We start from the raw sequence: 20499 nt of genomic DNA, 5'->3' as shown, positions 1-20499 counted from the left end.
CGTTCCTGCCTTTTCGTTTTCATTTCGATTTCCTCTTATGACTGGAGTGTTGTTGTTCCATGGATGATTCGGCTGAATACCGGCATGTGAAACGCCGTCGATACATCACGGTGGCGCTTTCCGTGTCGCTCACCACAGTGTTGTGCGTCGGCTATGTCGTGGGCGACATTTTCGACAAGTTGCCGGGTGTTCTCACATTGCAGGAAGTCGAGCATGCCACGGCCAAAACGCCGGGCAATGCCATTGCGGCCGCGACGATGGTCGGAGGGCTTGACGCTTCGAAAACCGTGGATGCCGTTGCGGCAAAGGCTCTGATCAGCCAGTTTGAGACGGCTGCCTCCGATTTTGGCGGTGAATACGCCATCGCCATCGCCGACGCGGCTGGCAATGTGGTGGCCGAGCAGAATCTCGACACGCCGTATACGCCGGCGTCCACCATGAAAACGCTGACGGCGTATGCGGCTGCGGCCACGCTCGACATGGGGTCGACGTTGGAGACGCAGACCTATTTGGAGCAGCGCGAAGATGGCACTTCGCGATTGGTGCTCAAAGGCAACGGCGACATGCTGCTCGGCGTCGACGAATCTGATTCGGCGCACATCAATGGGCGTGCCGGGCTGGGAACGCTTGCGGCAAACACGGCCCAAGCGTTGCGGCAGCGGGGCATCACTTCCGTGACGCTCGTCTACGATGATTCCCTGTTCGGCAACGACCGTTGGCCCAACGGCATCGCCGAACTCGATCCGGACCACGTGTACTACGCGCCGACCGCATCCATGGCCGTGGATGGCGGGCGAAACTGGAACGGTGCTAATCCTACGGATCCCGATACGTTCAGCACATATCCCGTTTTGAGCACGCAGCCGGCTCGCGAGGCCGCGCTGGTGTTCGCGCAACGCCTGACTGAGCGGGGCATTGCGGTGAACGGTTCCGTGGAACAGGGAGCCGTTCCCGACGGGACCAGCCCCATTGCGACGGTGAGCTCCGCATCGCTGAACGAGATCATGGCGTTCATGCTTCGGCATTCCGACAATTCGCTGGCCGAGGAATTCGGCAGACTGCTGGCTTTGCACCTTAACGCCGGCAATTCACCGGCCGGAGCGGTGCAGTCGGTTGAACAGGTACTGGCTCAGCGGGGGATTTCCACCGAAGGCCTCACCATGGTTAACTGCTCGGGACTGGCTGAGGATTCCAAACTCACCGCGCATACCCTGCTTGACGTGCAGCAGCGTAATCTGACGAGCGGATCCGGTTCCGCCGCCGCTGAGGGGCTGTCGATTGTAGGATTTGTAGGCACTGCTGCGAATCGTTTGAACGATGCTGACGAAGCTGGTCTTATCCGTGCCAAAACCGGCAGTTTGGGAGATGTGACTTCCATGACCGGCAATGTGTCGCGCCATAATGGCGGTGCGTTGAGTTTTGCCGTGATCGTCAACGATCCTGATGATTCCGAAGCCGCGAAATCCGCTATCGACACATTTGTGGCAGCACTACCGAAGTTGTGACGCCATGGTGTATTCGTCACGTTTGCGCAAGGGAATCGGCGAACTGCGCGCCGCGTTGGAATCGGCCGGTTTGGGATTGCAGGATGCCCGTTTCGCCCGTCATGGCGAGCACGCGCCCGATGTGGACGCTCCGCTGATTATGGTGTCCTGTTCCGGTGGGCGCGATTCGATGGCGTTGGCTGCGGTTGCTGCGAAAACGTGCGCTTCATTGGGATTGCGATGCGGGGCGATTATCATCGACCACCAGTTGCAGCAAGGCTCTGCCGGTGTTGCGCGGGCAACCGCCGATCGTTGCGTTGCGTTGGGTCTTGACCCAGTTCGTGTTCGTGCGATTGACGTACCCGACTCCCGCGGCATCGGTGTTGAGGCAGCGGCGCGTGAAGCACGCTATCATGCGATTGTCGACGCATGCTCCGACGCTTCGGCCGTGCTTCTGGCTCATACGAAAAACGATCAGGCGGAAACCGTGATCATCGGTTTGTTGCGTTCCGCGGGCCTCGATGCGGTTTGCGGTATGAACGGTTCCTTCATACGAGACGGGGTGCGTTTTCTACGCCCATGGCTGAATGTGACCCGCGAAGAAACCACCGGCATCTGCGAGGATCTGCGGCTTGCCTGGTGGGACGATCCCACAAATGGGCCGGATGTGGGAGATTCGGGTGGAAATGAGCCTCTTCCCGCGAACTATCCGCTGCGATCCCGAATCCGGCACGATCTCATGCCATATCTTGCATCATTCGCGGGAAGCGACGTCGTGTCGAAACTTGCGCTTGGAGCGAGGCTTGCCGAAGACGATCGCGCATATCTTGACGATGTGGCGCAACGCGTGTGCGAGCAAGGCGTAACCGTGAACAACGGCGAGATAATCATCGACGTGCGTGCGTTGCAATCGCAAGACATTGCCATCAGAAGACGGGTGATTGTGCGCTCGCTTGCGGAAGCAGGCATTTCGTGCATGGCACGGCAGGTTGAAGGGATCGACAGGCTGATCTGCGACTGGCACGGCCAGAAAGGTGTGAATCTTCCCAGCGGATATTCAGCATATCGCCAGAAACACGTCATTCGCGTGTGCCAAGATGGTGGGCATGCGAATCGCTGACGTACAAGAAGATATTGATCACGAGCTGATCAGTAAAGAAGAGATTGCCGACATCATCAACCATGCTGCAGCCCAGGCCAGTGAAGACTACCGTGGCAAGAACCCGCTGCTGGTTTGCGTGCTCAAGGGTGCGGTGAACACGCTTGCGGCGTTCTCGCAGGCCATGAGCATCCACGCGGAGATGGATTTCATGAGCTTGTCGAGCTACGGTTCCGGCACTCAATCGAGCGGCAAGATCACCGTGCGGCAGGATCTGTCCACCGATGTTCGCGGTCGTCACGTGCTTATTGTGGAAGACATCATCGATTCGGGCGTCACGTTGGCGTGGCTCGTCGATGAGCTCAAAAGCCGTGGTGCCGCTTCCGTGGAGATTTTTGCGCTGTTGGAAAAGCCGGCGCGCCGTAAGGTGGATGTTCCTGTGAAATATAAGGGACGTGAGATTCCCGATGAATTCGTGGTCGGTTTCGGCTTGGATTATGACGAGCGATACCGCAATCTTGATTCGATCGCGGTGCTGAAGCCGGAAGTGTATGAAGGAGGTCAGGCATGAGTTTTCCTGGTCCGGGCCAGTCGCCGAATAACAACGGCGGCGGCAATAACCCGTTCACCAATCCGTTTGGACGCAATAATAACGCCGGCAATGGCAACGATTCCAACGGCAAGGGTGACAAGTCCAACGGCAACGGATCCAATGGCGGTCCGCGTCCGTTCTGGCAGTCCCCATGGCTGTGGGTTGTGGTTGTGGCATTGCTTGCCGTGACCATGTTCCAGATTTTCGCCGGAACCGGTTCCCAGACCATCGACACCAAGGACGGTCTGCAGATTCTCAACGGCAACAATGTTGAATACGCACAGATCGTAGACAACACCCAGCAGGTCAAGCTCAAGCTTAAGAGCGACTACTCCGCTACAGACCCTGATACCGGGCGTATGAAGAACTACGGCAAAAACGTGCAGTTCTACTACACGTACGCGCAGTCCGCAACCGTGGTCAAGGCCGTACAGAAGGCTGATCCGGTCAAGGGCTGGACGGCGACCATGCAGCAGAGCAGCATTTGGACGTATCTGCTGACCTCGCTGCTGCCGTTCCTCATTATCTTTGGTCTGTTCTGGTTCATGATGAGCCGTATGGGCGGTGCTGGCGGCATGTTCGGTATGGGCGGCAAGAAGAACAGCGGCAAGCTGCTCGAAGGCCAGACCCCGACCACCAAGTTCGCCGACGTGGCCGGCGAAGAGGCTGCCGTGCAGGAAGTCGAGGAAATCAAGGACTTCCTGAAGGATCCGTCTCGTTACAAGGCTTTGGGTGCCCGCATTCCGCGTGGCGTATTGCTCTACGGCCCTCCAGGTACCGGTAAGACGTTGCTGGCACGAGCCATCGCAGGCGAAGCCGGTGTGCCTTTCTACTCCATGGCAGGCTCCGACTTCGTGGAAATGTTCGTGGGTCTTGGCGCCTCCCGTGTGCGCGATCTGTTCGATGAGGCCAAGAAGAACGCTCCGGCCATCATCTTCATCGATGAGATCGATGCCGTCGGTCGTAAGCGTGGCGGTTCCGGTATGAGCGGCGGCCACGACGAACGTGAGCAGACGCTGAACCAGCTGCTCGTTGAGATGGACGGCTTCAATAACGACACCAATCTGATCATCATCGCCGCGACCAACCGCCCCGACGTGCTTGATCCGGCACTGCTTCGCCCGGGCCGTTTCGACCGTCAGGTAGCCGTCGAAGCGCCTGATTTGGAAGGCCGCGAGGCTATTTTGAAGGTGCATGCCAAGGGCAAGCCGTTCGTGCCTGATGTCGATCTGCGTATGATCGCCGTGCGTACGCCGGGCTTTACCGGCGCTGATCTGGCCAATGTGTTGAACGAAGCCGCATTGTTGTGCGCCCGCGCCGGTGCGCAGCTGATCGACAACCGCGCCATCGACGAGGCCATCGACCGCGTGCAGGCGGGCCCGAAGCGCCGTTCCAAGGGCATGGCGCTCGACGAACTGCGCAACACCGCATACCACGAGGGTGGTCACGCGCTGGTGGCGGCTGCCATGAACGATACCGATCCGGTCACCAAGGTCACCATTCTGCCGCGTGGCCGCGCACTTGGCTACACCGCGGTGATGCCGACTGAAGATCGCTATTCCATGTCTCGCAACCAGCTGCTCGACCAGATGGCGTACGCCATGGGTGGTCGCACCGCGGAGGAAGTCGTGTTCCACGATCCGACCACCGGCGCTTCCAACGACATCGAAAAGGCGACGAACATCGCACGTCAGATGGTGCTCGACTACGGCTTCTCCGACAAGCTGGGTGCCATCAAGTGGTCCGATGACGAACAGAGCGACCTTGGATCGCTGAACCACAAGTATTCCGCACGCACCGCCGAAATCATCGACGAGGAAGTGCTCAAACTGGTGGAAACCGCGCATACCGAAGCGTGGAACGTCATCAACGAGAATCGTGAGATTCTTGACGAGCTCGTACGTCAGCTGCTCGTCAAGGAAACACTCAACGAAAAGGAACTTGCGGAAATCTTCGCTAATGTCAAGAAGGCGCCGAAGCGTGAAGTGTGGCTGAGCGACAGCAAGCGCCCGGATTCCGACATTCCGCCGGTTCCGATTCCCGAATCCCTGAAGAAAAGCGCAGGATTGACCAACTGATGAGCGATACCGAAGCATTCGATACCCTCTTCGACGACAAGGCCCGTGCCGCCCATGCGGCCGGGCCTGTCGGCTATGACGAGGAAGGCGTGCGCCAGGCAGTACGCCTGTTTCTGAAATCCATTGGCGAAGACCCGGACCGTGAAGGCCTGCTCGACACCCCCGACCGTATTGGGCGTGCCTGCAAGGAGCTGTTCGCAGGCCTTGGACACGGCCCCGAGGAAGTGCTCAAAACCAAGTTCAAAGTCGATACCGACGAAATGGTGCTGGTACGCGATATTGAACTCTTCTCGGTATGCGAACACCATCTGCTGCCGTTCCATGGCGTGGCCCACGTCGGCTATATTCCGTCGAACGGCCAAGTGGCGGGCTTAAGCAAGCTTGCACGACTGGTGGAACTGTATGCCCGACGTCCGCAAGTGCAGGAGCGCCTCACCCAACAGGTGGCCGACGCGTTGATGGAAGGTATCGAAGCACGTGGCGTGATCGTAGTCACCGAATGCGATCACATGTGCATGGCCATGCGTGGCGTAAAGAAGGCGCAATCGCGTACGGTTACATCGGCGGTGCGCGGCTGCATGCGAGACGCGACGACGCGAGCCGAAGCCATGAGCCTGATCCTGTCGCAGCATGCGTGATCGGCGCGGCTGCAGCAAGTCGAATCGTAAATACCAATAACCGGATATAGGAGGGGAAACCGGATGACCATTGATATGAAATCGATTCATGATAGCGACCGTACGCTGGTGATGGGCGTGCTCAACATTACGGAGGATTCGTTCTCCGATGGAGGGCTGTGGCTCGATCCTGCGAATGCGAAAGCGCACGGCGAGGCGATGATGAAAGATGGGGCTGACATCATCGATATCGGCGCCGAATCCACTCGCCCCGGAGCCAAACGTGTCAGTGAGGAAGCCGAGCAAAACCGCGTGCTAGGCGCTGTGGATGCGCTGATTCCGGAAGGCGCGGTGCTGTCCATCGACACTACGCGCGCATCGGTGGCTCGCATGGCGTTGGAGCATGGCGCGCAGATCATCAACGACGTGTCCGGCGGTCAGCTGGACCGCGAAGTGCCCCATGCGGTGGCCGAACACGCGGAAAGCCTCTACATTGTGCAGCATTGGCGCGGTTGGCTTGCCGGCTCTGCAGGCGACGTGCCTGACGCTAATACGTCCGTGTACGCCAATGGCGTGGTGAACGACGTGTATGACGAACTCATGAAGCAGGTCGACGACGTGCTTCAGGCAGGCGTCTCGCCGTCACAGATCATCATCGATCCGGGTCTTGGATTCTCCAAACCGAGCGTCGAACATAACTTCCCGCTGATGATGGCGTTGGAGCGGTTCAACGCCACCGGGTATCCGGTGCTGATCGGAGCCTCGCGCAAACGATTCGTCGGCGCGGCGCTTGCCGATGCCGGTATCGACGAGCCAAGCATGGGCAGCAAAGACAATGCGACCGCCGCCATCAGCGCCCTGTGCGCCGAACATGGCGTGTGGGCCGTGCGTGTGCATGACGTGGCAAAAAGCCGTGACGCGGTGGCCATCGGCAATGCGTGGCGTGCTTTCGCCAACGTCTGATACGCGCGGTGGGTGCATACGTTCGTATGCTCTTGACTGCGTAGGAGCGGCAACGCATTTCCACCATTAAACCTTGAGATATGCAAAGAAAGGCTGGCATGGATCAGATTCGATTGACTGGCGTTCGCGCGGTCGGCAAACACGGTGTGCTTGATTTCGAACATGAGCGTGCGCAGACGTTCGTCGTCGACGCCACGCTGTTTCTGGATCTTGCGCCAGCCGGGCATTCCGACGATCTGCACGACACCGTCGATTACGGTGCCATCGCCAAAGGAATAGTCGCCATTATCGAAGGCGATCATGTCGATCTCATCGAAAAACTGGCCGATCGCATTGCCAGCATGATTCTCGAATATCCTGCCGTGGCGCGAACGCAAGTGACCGTGCATAAGCCGAGTGCGCCAATCGTCGTACCATTCGACGACGTGAGCGTAACCGTGGAACGTTCTCGTGAAACAACTTCGGCTGCATCGCAAGTGCATCATGCCATCATTGCCATGGGTGGCAATCAGGGCGATGTAGTGGCCACCTTGCGTGACGCGGTGCGTTCGATCGACGGACTGGCGTCCACTCAGGTTACGGGCATTTCGCCGCTGTACCGTACCGATGCGTGGGGCATGCCCGATGGTACCCCCGACTTTTACAATGCGGTTGTTTCCGTGACCACCAAATTGTCGGCAATGGAACTGCTGCGAGGATTGCAGCGCATCGAAGCCGAACATGGTCGAGTGCGTACCGACCATTGGACTTCGCGCACACTTGATCTGGACATCATCGATTTTGACGGTCAGAGCAGCGACGATCCGGACCTGACGCTGCCTCACCCCCGTGCATGGCAGCGGGCGTTCGTGCTGGGGCCGTGGCTGGCACTCGAACCCGATGCCGAACTGCCGGGCGAACATGCCGGTTCCGTGGCTCAACTCCTCCATGAATCGACCGATCGCGACCATATCGACGAAATCGCCGACGATTGGATGGTCGGAGGCTCAGTCGGTGACGGTATCGCCGACCATGCCGACGATACCGATGATGCGGATGATATGGGCGAATCCTATAGTACGATTGATGTCAGCGATCTTCCGGAAGGAACCGCGGCAGCCAAAGCGACCGCACTCGCTTCTGCACAGCTAGAACCCGCATCGAAACGTGCGGTGATCTCGCTGGACAGCCCAGCAACCGATGCCGAACAGCAGTTCCGCATGGCCATCGTCACATTGGACGGCATTCCCGGCAACCAAGTCGAGGGCATCTCACCCCTCTACCATGTGAGCCAACTCGACGGACTCCCCGACAAAATGGCCGCGGTAATCCAGATTTCCACGCGCATGGGCGCCCATGATCTGATCGAAGCATTAAGCAATGTGGAAGCTTCCGTCGGCGAAGACTTCGATCTCGACCTGATCGACATGGAAGGCGTGACATGCGACGAACCTGACTGCAAGGTGCCGTGGCCCACCGCACGCAACCATGCCGCAGTGCTTGCGCCATGGCTCGACATGGATCCCGATGCGCGACTGGGCAAGGATCCGGTATCATTCCTGCTGGCCATGGCCCCCGATACCGCGCAAGTGGGACTGCTGACCGACAATTGGATCATCGGAGGTACGCTATGAAAGCGCGCAGAACCCCTTGGTGGTGCTATGTTCTCGCTGCCGCATTAGGATTGCTGGCCGGTATGGGATTGGCGAAATATGGCGAGATTTCAGGTTTGCCATTGGTCGGCGCTCCATGGATCGTGCCCGTGGTGTTGGCGATTCTGGGATTCGTCGTGCTGTATATGGCATTGCAGATCCACAAATACACCACCACAGATCCCGAAAAACGCGCGCAGCTGAAACCTTTGGACCCGCAGAAGGCGTTCGCCACACTGGTGTCATGCAAAGCGTTGGGCGTGGCAGGAGCGGCGTTGGCCGGCTGGTATGGTGGACAGCTCATCATGAGCCTGCCGCATGGTGAGGCGACGTTCTACAGTCAGGCCATCCTCGAATGCGCGATCGCGGCAATCGTATGCATCGCTGACATGATCATCGGCATTGTGGGGGAGTGGTTGTGTCAAATCCCACCAATCGACGGTCCGGAAAGCCCGAAAATGAAAACGGCCACGCAACGAAACCGTTACGCGGCCGCGGCAACCAAATCGGCAACCCAAACGAAAGCCTGATTGTCCTTACTTCTTCAAATCCTCCTCAGGAACACGGATCATCGCCTCCTGAGTCATGCAGGCAACAAGCTCGCCATCCTGCGTGTATACCTTCGCCTGCCCCAAGCCACGGCCGTGAGCCGCGGTAGGCGTATCCTGCACATACAAATGCCACTGATTGATGTCGATATCGCGATACCACCACATCGAATGATCGATCGAAGCGAACGAAATGCCAGGCGTGGCAATACTTAACCCGGCACGACGCAACACCGGCTCCAGCATCACCTGATCGCAACCCATAGCCAACATCGCACGATGCATGACCTGCGGAACGTCAACCGTGCCGTCGGCCTTCATCCACACCAGCTGCTTGCCGGAATCGTTACTGGCGCTCTTCTTATCGGCACCCAGCATGATCGTGCGCGTCACATGACGAATGTCGAACGGCGACTTTTCCGCATAGTATTTGGCATACGAAGACTTTTCGGCAAACGGCTCCATCAGCTGCTTCGCACTGGTCAACGTTTCCGGCTCCGGCACGCCTTCCGGCATGGGATCGGCGAACTCAATGCCATCCTGACCCTGCTCCTGGAAGCTGGCGATGGCCGTCAGAATCGAACCCTGAGCCTGCGTGACATTCACGCGACGAGCGGAAAACGAGCGGCCATCACGCAGATTCTCCACATCAAACAGCAAATCCTGACGAATATCGCCGGCGGAAATGAAATAGCCATGAATCGAATTCGGCAGACGAGATGGCGGAACCGTTTTGGATGCGGCCATCATGGCCTGCGCGATCACCTGACCGCCGTACACGCGGCCAGTGGGGAAATACAGGCTTTCGCCATTCACATATGTGTGGCTGCGGTACGTGGAAGGCGTGCCCAGCTGAAGCACCTTCGCCAACCGTTGTAACGGAGTTATTGCTGTCTGCGCTGTCTGTGTCATAACGGGCCTCGATTCTTTGAGTCGCATACGATAAACGCTTCGTTCTGGAAACGAGTCTACGCAAGGGCGGTAAATTTCGCCGGATTGTTTTGTAACGAATGCGTGAGAAGCGTGAACGGCAGGTAATCGTCAAACGATTCACATACGGCAAAGCGCCGCACTTCGTAACGAAGCACGGCGCTTTGCTGAAATATGGGGTTAACCGGCCCTGCGATTATGGACTTGCTTCGCAAGACTCATTGTTACCCTCGTTCGGTTGTCGCCTCACTCAGGTTGACCCTACGAACAGTCCACTGGACTGTTCGCTTAACAGGTCAGCCTGTGGCCCTGCAATTATGGTCTTGCTTCGCAAGGCTCATTGTTGCCTTCGTTCGGCTGTCGCCTCACTCAGACTAAGCCTACAGACAGTCCACAGGACTGTCTGCTTAACGGCTAGCCTGTGGCCCTGCAATTATGGTCTTGCTTCGCAAGGCTCATTGTTGCCTTCGTTCGGCTGTCGCCTCACTCAGACTAAGCCTACAGACAGTCCACAGGACTGTCTGCTTAACGGCTTAGCGCGTCAGCTTGCGATGGAGACGGTGGGGGCGAGCCGCGTCTTCGCCGAGACGGGCCACACGGTTCTCCTGATAGGCCTGGAAGTTGCCTTCGAACCAGTACCACTTGGCCGGATTCTCGTCATCGCCTTCCCATGCGAGAATATGCGTGGCCACACGGTCGAGGAACCAACGGTCGTGAGAAATCACCACAGCGCAGCCCGGGAAGCCAAGCAGTGCGTTTTCAAGCGATTCAAGGGTTTCAACATCAAGATCGTTGGTCGGTTCGTCGAGCAGCAGCAGGTTGCCGCCCTGCTTCAGAGTCAAAGCAAGATTCAGACGATTGCGTTCACCACCGGACAGCACGCCGGTGAGCTTCTGCTGGTCGGAACCCTTGAAACCGAAGGACGCCACATACGCGCGGGTCGGCACTTCAACGCCGGCAACCTCGATGAAGTCAAGACCGTCAGACACGGCCTCCCACAGGTTTTTATTCGGGTCAAGACCAGCACGATTCTGATCGACATAGCTGATCTGCACGGTCTCACCGATCTTCAACGAGCCAGACGTCAACGGTTCAAGGCCGACAATGGTCTTGAACAGGGTGGACTTACCCACGCCGTTCGGGCCGATCACGCCGACAATGCCGTTACGCGGCAGCGTGAAGCTCAAATCGTCGATGAGCACGCGGTCGCCGAACGCCTTGTGAATATGCTCGGCTTCCAGCACAGTAGAGCCCAGACGCGGACCAGCTGGAATCTGAATTTCGGAGAAGTCAAGCTTCTTATTGTTACGAGCCTCCTGTTCCATCTGGTCGTAACGTTCCAGACGAGCCTTGTTCTTAGCCTGACGGGCCTTCGGCGAAGAACGCACCCAATCAAGTTCGCTCTTCAAACGCTTGGCGAGCTTGGCGTCCTTGGCGCCCTGGATCTCCATACGCTTGGCCTTCGTCTCCAAGTACGTGGTGTAGTTGCCCTTATACGGGTACAGCTGACCACGGTCGACCTCGCAGATCCACTCAGCCACGTTATCCATGAAGTAACGATCGTGGGTAACGGCGATGACGGCCCCCTTGTACTGGTGCAGGAACTGCTCCAACCACAGAATCGACTCGGCATCAAGATGGTTGGTAGGCTCGTCAAGCAGCAGCAGATCAGGAGCTTCCAGCAGCAGCTTGCACAATGCCACACGACGGCGTTCACCACCGGAGCACACCGTCACCGGAGTATCCGGATCCGGGCACTGCAAAGCATCCATAGCCTGCTCAAGCTGAGAATCAAGATCCCAACCGTTTGCAGCATCGATATCGTTCTGCAGCTTGCCCATCTCATCCATCAAAGCATCGAAATCGGCATCCGGATTGGCCATCTCTTCGCCAATCTGATTGAAACGAGTCACCTTTTCAGCGATCTCGCCGAACGCCATCTTGATGTTCTCGCCAACAGTCTTGGTGTCATCCAGCGGCGGTTCCTGCTGCAGAATGCCGACGGTATAACCCGGAGTCAAAGAAGCCTCGCCATTAGACACGGTGTCGAGTCCGGCCATGATCTTCAGCAGCGTGGACTTACCCATGCCGTTCGGGCCAACAACGCCAATCTTCGCGCCTGGCAGGAAGCTCAAAGTCACGTCATCGAGAATCACACGGTCGCCGTAAGCCTTGCGGGCCTTGATCATCTGGTAAATGAATTCAGCCAATGTTGTGTTCCATCCTTAAGAAACGTTGGAATTCCAGCGTGTTGCATGAGCGGTCAACGGAAACTCAATCAAGGATTCCGGAACGCAACCCACGCACAATACCGTGCATAATTATCCCATACCCCATCTACACGACGGTATGGGCGAAAGTCGTGCGATCAGGCAGTAAGCGGAAGCAGCAGATGCTCATGCAAAGCAGGACGAACGATATTGTCGAAATCACCAGATTCCGGGCATTGAATCGCAACAACCAAACCCTGCTTCGGCAAAACCGTAGTAATCTGACCGTACGCACCATCCGCACGATATGCCCCCTCATAAGGCGACATCCAGAACTGATAGCCATAACCGCACGTCCAAATATTGCTATACGGAGTGTCGATCTGCTTACCGGAAGCCTGCTTGACCCACGATTCGCTGACAATGCGCGTGCCATGCCAAGTGCCATCATTCAAATAGACCTGGCCAAGTTTCAACATATTCGCAAGCGACATGTAGATCCCGCCGCCTGCAATCGGATGACCTTGCGGATCACATTCCCAAACAGGCCAACCCTGATCCAACTTGGAAAAAATCGTGCCATACAAATACTCGCCAAGACGCATGCCGGCAGCCTGCTCCAACATGCGGCCCGCCAAATCAGAATCCGCAGACGAATAGCAGAACGTGCTGCCGGGCTCCACCTCAACCCTGCGAGAGAACATGTACCGTAAATAATCAGGCGCACCAACACCACTGCGCCGGTCAGGGTTCATCAAATACGCATGATTGAAACCGCTCGACATAGTCAGCAAGTGCCTCAGCGTGATCTGGCCCAACTCCAGTTGCGCATCGGAGGGAACATACTCGGGGAACGAGTCGACCAATCGCGAATCGAGCGACAGCAAGCCATCTTCAATCGCAATGCCAATAGCCGTCGAAACATAACTTTTCGTATGGGAATAAATATTGCGATCCTGGTCGGGAACGAAATGACGTTCCGCGATAATGGCGTCGCCATCCGCAATCGCAACGGCTTCGACGGGCAGGGACTCGCTTTCAATGAGTTTGACGAAATCGTTGAACATATCGATGGCACCCATGAAATCTCCTTTGACACTGCCCTACGGTGCATTACGGAAACTGTAACGTAAGGCGGTTACGTACGATTGTTACATCAAACGATTTTTTCCTAAGCCTGTCGCTAGATGGAGCGCCCGAAAAGCCGCTAGGTGCCATGCCTGAAAAAGTCGTTAAATGATAATGCCTTCGCAATGATCGATCTCGTGCTGGATGATCTGCGCGGTGAAACCAGTGAATGTGGCATGGCGCTCGCGGAACTTGCGATCCGCATACGAGACCTCAATGCGCTGGAAGCGAACCGTGCGGCGCTCGCCTTTGAGAGACAGGCAGCCTTCGGAGGCGTCGTAGGCGCCGTCTTTCGCAGTGATCGTCGGGTTGAACATTACGAAGATGCGACCGCCGAAATCCTCGTCCACGAATGCAATGATGCTCTTCGAGACGCCGATCATGTTTGCGGCCATGCCGACGCAGCCATTGCGATGTGCGTCAAGCGTGTCCTTGAGATCCTGTGCGACGGCAAGATCCTCGGGCGTATTGAGCGCCTCCGTCGACGGCTGGCTCAAAAACGGAATGGACGTCATGATTTCGCGCTGCATGTGATGTTTCCTCTCGCTGGTTCCTTTGCTGGTCTGCCAACATTGTATGGCGTCATTGTGCGACGCCGTACGGCGATGGGACGGATGACCGGTTCGCGCCTATCCATTTACGAAATGTCTCATGGCGATTTTGAAATGTGGGACCGCAATCGACGCAATATGCTTGGAACCATGGATGACATGCCTCAATATCGGAAATACATGACGCAGGCGCTGGAACTGGCCCATAAGGGAGCCGGTTGGGTGAATCCGAATCCGTTGGTCGGCACGGTGGTGGTCCGCGACGGCGAGATTCTCGCAGCCGGATACCACGACCGCTACCGCGGACCGCATGCGGAACGCATGGCCTTCGACTACGCCGACAAGCATGGCATCGACATGCATGGAGCCACGGTCATCGACACTCTCGAACCTTGCTGCCATGTCGGATCGCAGCCGGCATGCACCGATCTAATTCTTTCGCACGGCATAACGCGCGTCGTGGTCGGTTCGATCGATCCGAATCCCATCGTGGCCGGCAAAGGACTTCGCATTCTTGAGGAAAACGGTGTGGAAGTGGTATATGACGTGATGCGGGCGGAATGCGACGCCATCAATCGCCATTTCTTCCACTACATCACCACAGGAATGCCGTACATTGTGGACGGCAGAAAACATGCGGAGGAATCTGATGCCGAATACACTGTACGTCGACGCGGGCTATATGACACGTATGCGGCGGTGTTGGGCATATGTCCGACTGGTGGCCGTGCGGGTGCCCCGGGTAATTCGAACGGTACGGAAGGATCGGTGGGAAGTGCCGCACGCCTTCCGGGTCGGATGGATCGGCTGGATGTTTCGGATGGTGCCTTTGCCCATTTCGACGGGCCGGTCCAAGCTGTGGATGCTAACGAGGTGGTGGTCGGAAGGCACAAGCCGTTGCATCTCGACATCCGTGCGCTCGCCGATACGGAACCCGACGAATGGCTGCGCGAACTCGGCCGCCGCAAAATCGATAGCCTCGTCGTCGATGATGACGACGTTTTCGAAATGCTGTCTTCGATCTGACGAAAAAGGTGATATGCCTATGCCGTGTTTTCAGTTTGAAATGTCCTATATGTGGCAGTTTTTGGCATTTTAGAAAAATGATTTCCGTTATATGTGGCAGTCTCCCAAGGAAAATCTCGTCTAGGGGGTACTGATTGGGGTCTTTTGAGGCTTGAAACCGGTCTGGTCTGCCACATATAGCGGTTTTGGTTTGTCTGGGGATGGCAAATCTGCCACATATAGTGGCTTTCAGATGAGAATCTTTCTGCTTCCATTGGCGAGAGACGTTATGCGGATGTGTATCCTTCCCGAGGACATTCTTTGACAGAGCATGATGGGCTTGCTTAATCGTTGGCTCATCCGGTCGGCCACTCGTTGCGCGAGTGCCCGTTCCTCGAAGTCGTTCATAAGGTTTTCGGCGGTCACTTGAATGTATGCCCAACCGTCATCTTCCAAGGCTTCACGTCTCTTGCTGTCGGCGAGCCATTGGCCGGCGTGATGTCTTCCGTCGTATTCGATGGCCACTTTTATATCTGGATAGGCCATATCCAAAAGCGCGATTTTCCCATTGTTCAGTCGAACCTTCCAGTTGACTTTCGGACATGGTAGCCCATTGCGAATCAGAGCAATCCTGCAACGGCTTTCCTGCGAGGAATCCGTGCCTTCGCGCATGAACTGTAACGCATGTTGCATTGTTCTGATTCCTCGGATGGGACGTTGTCTATTCGCATTCGAAAAACAGTGGATAAGTGGATAACCGAGGTTATGCGCAAAAAAATGTGGATAAACAGTCGGCCGCCGGCAGACCTGATTGAGACGAACGTGCGCTGCTGCGCTGCTGCGGGATACCATGGCACGGGTAGAACATCACGTTGAAATGAGGATGTATGGGCGAGCCGTGTGTGATTGAAAACGTGTGTTTCGTAGGTTCGGATAAGCCGGTCGACATTGCTGTCGGTAACGGGCGAATAGCTTCGGTGCGACCTTCGGAAAGGCCAACGGATGCTGCTTCGAAGATATGGGTGATTCCCGGATTGTGGGACTGCCACACGCATTTCACGCAGTGGTCGTACACGTTGGACGGCTCGATCTGATTGATGCACGCAGTGCTGGCGAAGCGCTCGACATGTTGCGTCGACACTTGGAGGAGCGTCGTGAAAGCGGCGCACTCGACCCGAACCAATATGTGGTCGGCATGCGCTTCCGGCATTCCCTGTGGTCCGATGACGCCCAGCCGACCCTGGCCGCGATCGATGCGGTGGCGGGAGACCAGCCGGTGGCGCTGTCAAGTGCCGATATGCATTGCGGTTGGGTGAACTCTGCCGCCGCGCGCAAGCTTGGCGTAGATGTGGACGAATCCGGACTCGTCGGCGAGCTTGAGTGGTTCGACGCCTACTGCAAGCTGGACAAAGGACCTGGTGCGGCCAATGAGCTGATGCATCTGTTGCGCAACGCCGAACACGACGCTGCGAGTAAAGGCGTGGTCGGCGTGCGCGACTATGAGATGGCGGAGAACATCGACACGTGGATTAGCCGATTCTCGCAAGGGCTTGATGGTCTGCGTGTCGAAGCTGGCATATATCCCGAGAGACTCCGGCAAGCCATCGACGACGGCTGGCACACCGGAGACGAATTGCCCGGAAGTCATGGTTTGGGTCACGTCGGCGCGATGAAGATGATCTCCGATGGCTCGCTCAACACCCGTTCCGCCTACTGTTCTATGCCATATTCGGGCATCAGACCGGAAACCTACGGCACATTGAGCTATGCCCCTGAGCAAATCGAGTCGTACATGCGACTCGCCGTCGAACATGGCTTCGACATCGCCTGTCATGCCATCGGCGATGAAGCGAACACCATTGTGCTTGATTGTGCCGAACGCACCCATGCGCATGGTTCCATTGAGCATGCCCAAATGCTCAAGGAGTGCGACATTCCGCGACTCGCGCAGCTGGGACTTGCCGCAAGCATCCAACCGCAGCACGCCATGGACGATCGTGACGTCATCGCGCGATTCTGGGGCACCCCCGCCGGAATCCCCTACGCATTCAATAGTCTGCATAAGGCGGGGACCAAACTGCTCATGGGGTCGGATGCGCCGGTCGCGCCGCTGGACCCATGGCTGGCCATCTCCGCGTCGGTATTCGGTACGGAAAGTTCCGATCGCGAGCCTTTCCAACCTGAGCAGTGCCTTGATTTTGAAACGGCGCTCGCTTCGTCCACCGCGGTCGGACGCGTGGCTTTGCGGGACGCAGACGCGGCCGATTTGGTGCTTCTGGACTGTGATCCGAGCATAATCGATTCTCCGGAGGCCATGCGTGCCATGCCCGAGCATGTGCTTGGCACTATGCTTGCCGGTCGCTGGACGTACCAACAGGCTGAATGAAAACCGTTATGTGTGGCAGATTCCACGGTGCTGGAAAAGTCAAAATCGCTATATGTGGCAGACCTGAGATTTCTTAACGGGATTTTTCTATAGATTTATACCCTCGAATGTAGTGTGAATCTGCCACATATAGCGCAAATCGGATTTTGAAGATGCCTTAATCTGCCACATATAAGGGATTTCAGATGATTGGTGTGCCCGTGCAAGATGAGTATGGCGTGCGAGTCCACTCGGATAGGAGGAAGACCGCACCTCTGAGTGGGAGATACGGCCTTCCTGATGTGATTTTGAGTGAGAATCACTGCACGGCGGCGAGAGCCTGATCGAGATCCGTGATGATGTCGTCGGCGTTTTCGATGCCGCAGCTCAGGCGCACCAGGTCAATGCCAACGCCTGCTTCGACGAGCTGCTCCTCGGTGAGCTGACGGTGCGTGGTACCTGCCGGGTATAGGGTGCAGCTGCGCGCGTCGGCCACATGTGTGGCGATGGACACCATCTTCAGGTGGTCGAGGAACGCGGACACCTTTTCGCGGCCGCCCGGCACGCCGAAGGAAATAACGCCGCAAGTGCCGTTCGGCATGTACTTTTCAGCTAGCGCATGGTACTTGTCTTCCTCAAGGCCTGGGAAGCTCACCCAGCTGATGCGCGGGTCGGCGCTCAGCCACTGCGCCACCTTGAGCGCGTTCGCGCAATGGCGCTCCATACGTACTCCCAGCGACTCCAAATGCATGCCCATAATCCACGAGTTGATCGGCGCCGGCGTGGAGCCGAAATCGCGCATGAGCTGTGCGGTGGCCTTGGTGATGTAAGCGGCCTTGCCGAAGTCCTTGGCATAGGTCACGCCATGGTAGGAGTCGTCCGGCGTGGTGAGTCCGGGGAATTTCTCCGCATGCGCCATCCAGTCGAAGTTGCCGGAATCCACGATCGCGCCGCCCACGCAGGAGCCGTGACCGTCCATATATTTGGTGGTGGCGTGCGTGACGATATCCACGCCATACTGGAACGGTCGGCAATTGACGGGCGTCGGGAACGTATTGTCGACGATCAGCGGCACGCCGTGACGATGCGCCGCGTTCGCGAACTTTTCGAAATCAAGCACGATGAGTGCCGGATTGGAGATGGATTCGCCGAAGACCGCCTTGGTGTTCGGCTGGAATGCCGCTTCGAGCTCTTCTTCGGTGCAGTCCGGGCTTACGAACGTGCATTCGATGCCCATTTTGCGCATGGTCACGTTGATGAGGTTGAACGTGCCGCCGTAGATTGCGGAGGATGCGACGATGTGGTCGCCGTTGTTGCAGATGTTGAACAGTGCGAAGAAGTTCGCCGCTTGGCCGGATGAGGTCAGCATTGCGGCCGCGCCGCCTTCCATTTCACAGATTTTCGCGGCGATGGTGTCGTTGGTTGGATTCTGCAGTCGAGTGTAGAAGTATCCGGATTCGGATAGGTCGAACAGTCGGCTCATCTGTTCGCTTGACTTGTATTTGAAGGTTGTCGCCTGAATGATCGGGGGAGTGCGGGATTCGCCGTTGCCGGGCTGGTAGCCTCCCTGCACGCAGATGGTGTCGACGTTTTCGCTCATGGATTCCTTCTTTCGATTGCGCGCTTCGTTGCGTAGCGCTGCGATGCAACAAACATGTTCACTTTATCACTGAGTTGATAATTGGCTATTTTTCAATGGAAACGCCGAATAGTTCACTGAATTGACAAACTTAGGAAGTTGATTTTATTATGTACATCAAGACAGGCGGGAATCCGCTTGACGGGAAAAGCAAGGTCTTACGAAAGTAAAAACCAATAGCAAAGGAGCAACCCATGGGTCTGTGGGATATCGAAAAGATTCCGTATGTCGGTCGTGAAAAGGGACCGCAGGAGGGTCTGGCTTTCCATTACTACGATGCCGACAAGGTTGTTGCCGGCAAGAAGATGAAGGATTGGCTGCGTTTCGGCGTCGCTTGGTGGCACACGTTCGATCAGGAGCTGGTCGATCCGTTCGGCACCGGCACCGCCCAGCGTCCGTGGTACGGCAAGTACTCCAATGCTGAGGATGAGGCTCTGGCTAAGGTCGACTACGCCTTCGAGTTCTTCCAGAAGCTCGGCGTCGAGTACTTCTGCTTCCATGATCGCGACATCGCTCCGGAAGGCGACACCCTGCGCGAGACCGACAAGAACCTGGACAAGGTCGTCGACAAGATCGAAGAGAACATGAAGTCCACCGGCATCAAGCTGCTGTGGAACACCTCCTCCCTGTTCACCAACCCGCGCTTCGTTTCCGGTGCTTCCACCTCCCCGTTCGCCGACATCTACGCTTACGCCGGTGGCCAGCTGAAGCATTCCCTGGAGATCGCAAAGCGCCTGGGAGCCGAGAACTACGTGTTCTGGGGTGGACGTGAAGGCTACGAGAACCTGTGGAACACGCAGATGAAGCGCGAACAGGCGCACATGGCCAAGTTCTTCCACATGTGCCACGAGTATGCTCAGGAGATCGGCCTGGACGCTCAGTTCCTGATCGAGCCGAAGGCCAAGGAGCCGACGATGCACCAGTATGACTTCGATGCATCCACAGCCATCGCCTTCCTTAAGACCTACGACATCGACTTCATGAAGCTGAACCTCGAAGGCAACCACGCCAACCTGGCCGGCCACACCTACCAGCACGAGATCCGCACCGCCCGCGAGGCCGGCGTGCTCGGCTCCTTGGACGCCAACCAGGGCGACAAGCTCATCGGCTGGGATATGGATGAGTTCCCGACCGACCTGTACGAGACCTCCACCGTCATGTGGGAAGTCCTCGCCGAAGGCCAGATCGGCCCTCACGGCGGCCTGAACTTCGACGCCAAGCCGCGTCGTACCTCCTTCGCCGCCGAGGACCTGTTCCGCTCCCACATCGCCGGCATGGATTCCTTCGCGGCCGGCCTGCTGGTCGCGGCCAAGATGCACGAGGACAAGGTCATCGAGAACCTGCAGGCCGAGCGCTACAGCTCCTTCGATTCCGGCATCGGCGCAACCGTCGAGAACGGCACCGCCTCCCTGGCTTCCCTCGAGGAGTACGCTCTGGATATCCCGCAGTCCAAGCTCATCGAAGCCACCAAGTCCGATCACCTCGAGTCCGTCAAGGCCACGATCAACAACTACATGATCGACGCCCTGGCCGAGGCGTGAGCCGAATAGGGAGTTTCCGTTAGGGCTCCTGATTCATCGCTGGATCAAGCAGTGAGGCTCGGCTGTGACAGAGCCGGATGTGGTGTGCCGAAGCGTTGGCGTTCCGGCACACCACTCA

At 57.2% G+C, this 20499-nt stretch carries 16 protein-coding genes and 1 pseudogene; 11 read left to right on the top strand and 6 right to left on the bottom strand.

Annotated elements, in window-relative coordinates; all coding sequences use genetic code 11:
• Positions 1-59: 59 nt before the first annotated feature.
• The 8 genes from Q5H33_RS05320 to Q5H33_RS05285 all read left to right on the top strand — a co-directional run bounded on the left by Q5H33_RS05320 (position 60) and on the right by Q5H33_RS05285 (position 8994).
• Positions 60-1505 (top strand): D-alanyl-D-alanine carboxypeptidase/D-alanyl-D-alanine-endopeptidase, encoded by a 1446-nt coding sequence (locus Q5H33_RS05320; protein WP_302423406.1) that lies wholly within the window; start codon positions 60-62, stop codon positions 1503-1505.
• Between the two features lie 4 nt (positions 1506-1509).
• Positions 1510-2604 (top strand): tRNA lysidine(34) synthetase TilS, encoded by a 1095-nt coding sequence (gene tilS / locus Q5H33_RS05315; protein WP_065435547.1) that lies wholly within the window; start codon positions 1510-1512, stop codon positions 2602-2604.
• Positions 2591-3154, top strand: a complete 564-nt coding sequence (gene hpt, locus Q5H33_RS05310) for a hypoxanthine phosphoribosyltransferase (protein ID WP_171842400.1) — start codon at positions 2591-2593, stop codon at positions 3152-3154. Before tilS ends, hpt begins: the two co-directional genes overlap by 14 nt.
• Positions 3151-5253 carry an ATP-dependent zinc metalloprotease FtsH gene (gene ftsH / locus Q5H33_RS05305; protein ID WP_022245397.1) on the top strand — a complete coding sequence of 701 codons (2103 nt, stop codon included), beginning with the start codon at positions 3151-3153 and terminating at the stop codon, positions 5251-5253. The genes hpt and ftsH overlap by 4 nt, the downstream gene beginning before the upstream one ends.
• Complete coding sequence (gene folE / locus Q5H33_RS05300; protein WP_022245396.1) at positions 5253-5891, top strand: GTP cyclohydrolase I FolE; 639 nt, start codon at positions 5253-5255, stop codon at positions 5889-5891. The genes ftsH and folE overlap by 1 nt, the downstream gene beginning before the upstream one ends.
• Before the next feature lie 63 nt (positions 5892-5954).
• Positions 5955-6833 (top strand): dihydropteroate synthase, encoded by an 879-nt coding sequence (gene folP / locus Q5H33_RS05295; protein WP_302423401.1) that lies wholly within the window; start codon positions 5955-5957, stop codon positions 6831-6833.
• Positions 6834-6931: 98 nt separating this feature from the next.
• The gene (folK, locus tag Q5H33_RS05290) at positions 6932-8446 is read left to right on the top strand and encodes a 2-amino-4-hydroxy-6-hydroxymethyldihydropteridine diphosphokinase (RefSeq protein ID WP_302423399.1); all 1515 of its coding nucleotides are present in this window, start codon (positions 6932-6934) and stop codon (positions 8444-8446) included.
• Entirely contained in the window at positions 8443-8994 is a 552-nt protein-coding gene (locus Q5H33_RS05285) for a DUF3180 domain-containing protein (RefSeq protein WP_034880539.1), read from the top strand. The genes folK and Q5H33_RS05285 overlap by 4 nt, the downstream gene beginning before the upstream one ends.
• Before the next feature lie 6 nt (positions 8995-9000).
• Here Q5H33_RS05285 and Q5H33_RS05280 read toward each other — a convergent pair whose 3' ends face one another.
• From Q5H33_RS05280 to Q5H33_RS05265, 4 genes are all read right to left on the bottom strand, one after another.
• Positions 9001-9924, bottom strand: coding sequence for an acyl-CoA thioesterase II (locus tag Q5H33_RS05280; protein ID WP_034880540.1), 924 nt, complete (start codon positions 9922-9924; stop codon positions 9001-9003).
• A gap of 551 nt (positions 9925-10475) precedes the next feature.
• The gene (gene ettA, locus Q5H33_RS05275; RefSeq protein ID WP_302423396.1) at positions 10476-12152 is read right to left on the bottom strand and encodes an energy-dependent translational throttle protein EttA; all 1677 of its coding nucleotides are present in this window, start codon (positions 12150-12152) and stop codon (positions 10476-10478) included.
• Between the two features lie 158 nt (positions 12153-12310).
• Positions 12311-13234: a serine hydrolase gene (locus tag Q5H33_RS05270; RefSeq protein WP_034880541.1), complete on the bottom strand. Its 924-nt coding sequence runs from the start codon at positions 13232-13234 to the stop codon at positions 12311-12313.
• A 150-nt stretch (positions 13235-13384) separates the two neighbouring features.
• Entirely contained in the window at positions 13385-13810 is a 426-nt protein-coding gene (locus tag Q5H33_RS05265) for a peptide deformylase (RefSeq protein ID WP_034880543.1), read from the bottom strand.
• Between the two features lie 84 nt (positions 13811-13894).
• Between Q5H33_RS05265 and Q5H33_RS05260 the strand changes: the two genes are divergently transcribed.
• Positions 13895-14857, top strand: a complete 963-nt coding sequence (locus Q5H33_RS05260; RefSeq protein WP_302423394.1) for a bifunctional diaminohydroxyphosphoribosylaminopyrimidine deaminase/5-amino-6-(5-phosphoribosylamino)uracil reductase RibD — start codon at positions 13895-13897, stop codon at positions 14855-14857.
• Positions 14858-15085: 228 nt separating this feature from the next.
• On the opposite strand, the gene Q5H33_RS05255 is transcribed toward Q5H33_RS05260, so the two are convergent.
• Positions 15086-15529, bottom strand: a complete 444-nt coding sequence (locus Q5H33_RS05255; protein ID WP_226557236.1) for a DUF559 domain-containing protein — start codon at positions 15527-15529, stop codon at positions 15086-15088.
• Between the two features lie 194 nt (positions 15530-15723).
• On the opposite strand from Q5H33_RS05255, the pseudogene Q5H33_RS05250 reads away from it, so the two are divergent.
• Positions 15724-17222: pseudogene (locus Q5H33_RS05250) on the top strand (amidohydrolase).
• A 298-nt stretch (positions 17223-17520) separates the two neighbouring features.
• Here Q5H33_RS05250 and Q5H33_RS05245 read toward each other — a convergent pair.
• A complete protein-coding gene (locus Q5H33_RS05245) occupies positions 17521-18801 on the bottom strand; it encodes an O-acetylhomoserine aminocarboxypropyltransferase/cysteine synthase family protein (RefSeq protein WP_065438009.1) in 1281 nt (426 codons plus the stop codon).
• Positions 18802-19034: 233 nt separating this feature from the next.
• Between Q5H33_RS05245 and xylA the strand changes: the two genes are divergently transcribed.
• Positions 19035-20381, top strand: coding sequence for a xylose isomerase (gene xylA / locus Q5H33_RS05240; protein ID WP_055063065.1), 1347 nt, complete (start codon positions 19035-19037; stop codon positions 20379-20381).
• Positions 20382-20499 lie beyond the last annotated feature (118 nt).

Origin of the sequence: uncultured Bifidobacterium sp. (assembly GCF_959020145.1) — a bacterium.
GTDB lineage: Bacteria > Actinomycetota > Actinomycetes > Actinomycetales > Bifidobacteriaceae > Bifidobacterium.
The sequence above is the reverse complement of the archived record's forward strand: the minus strand, read 5'-3'. Positions and strand labels throughout refer to the sequence as shown.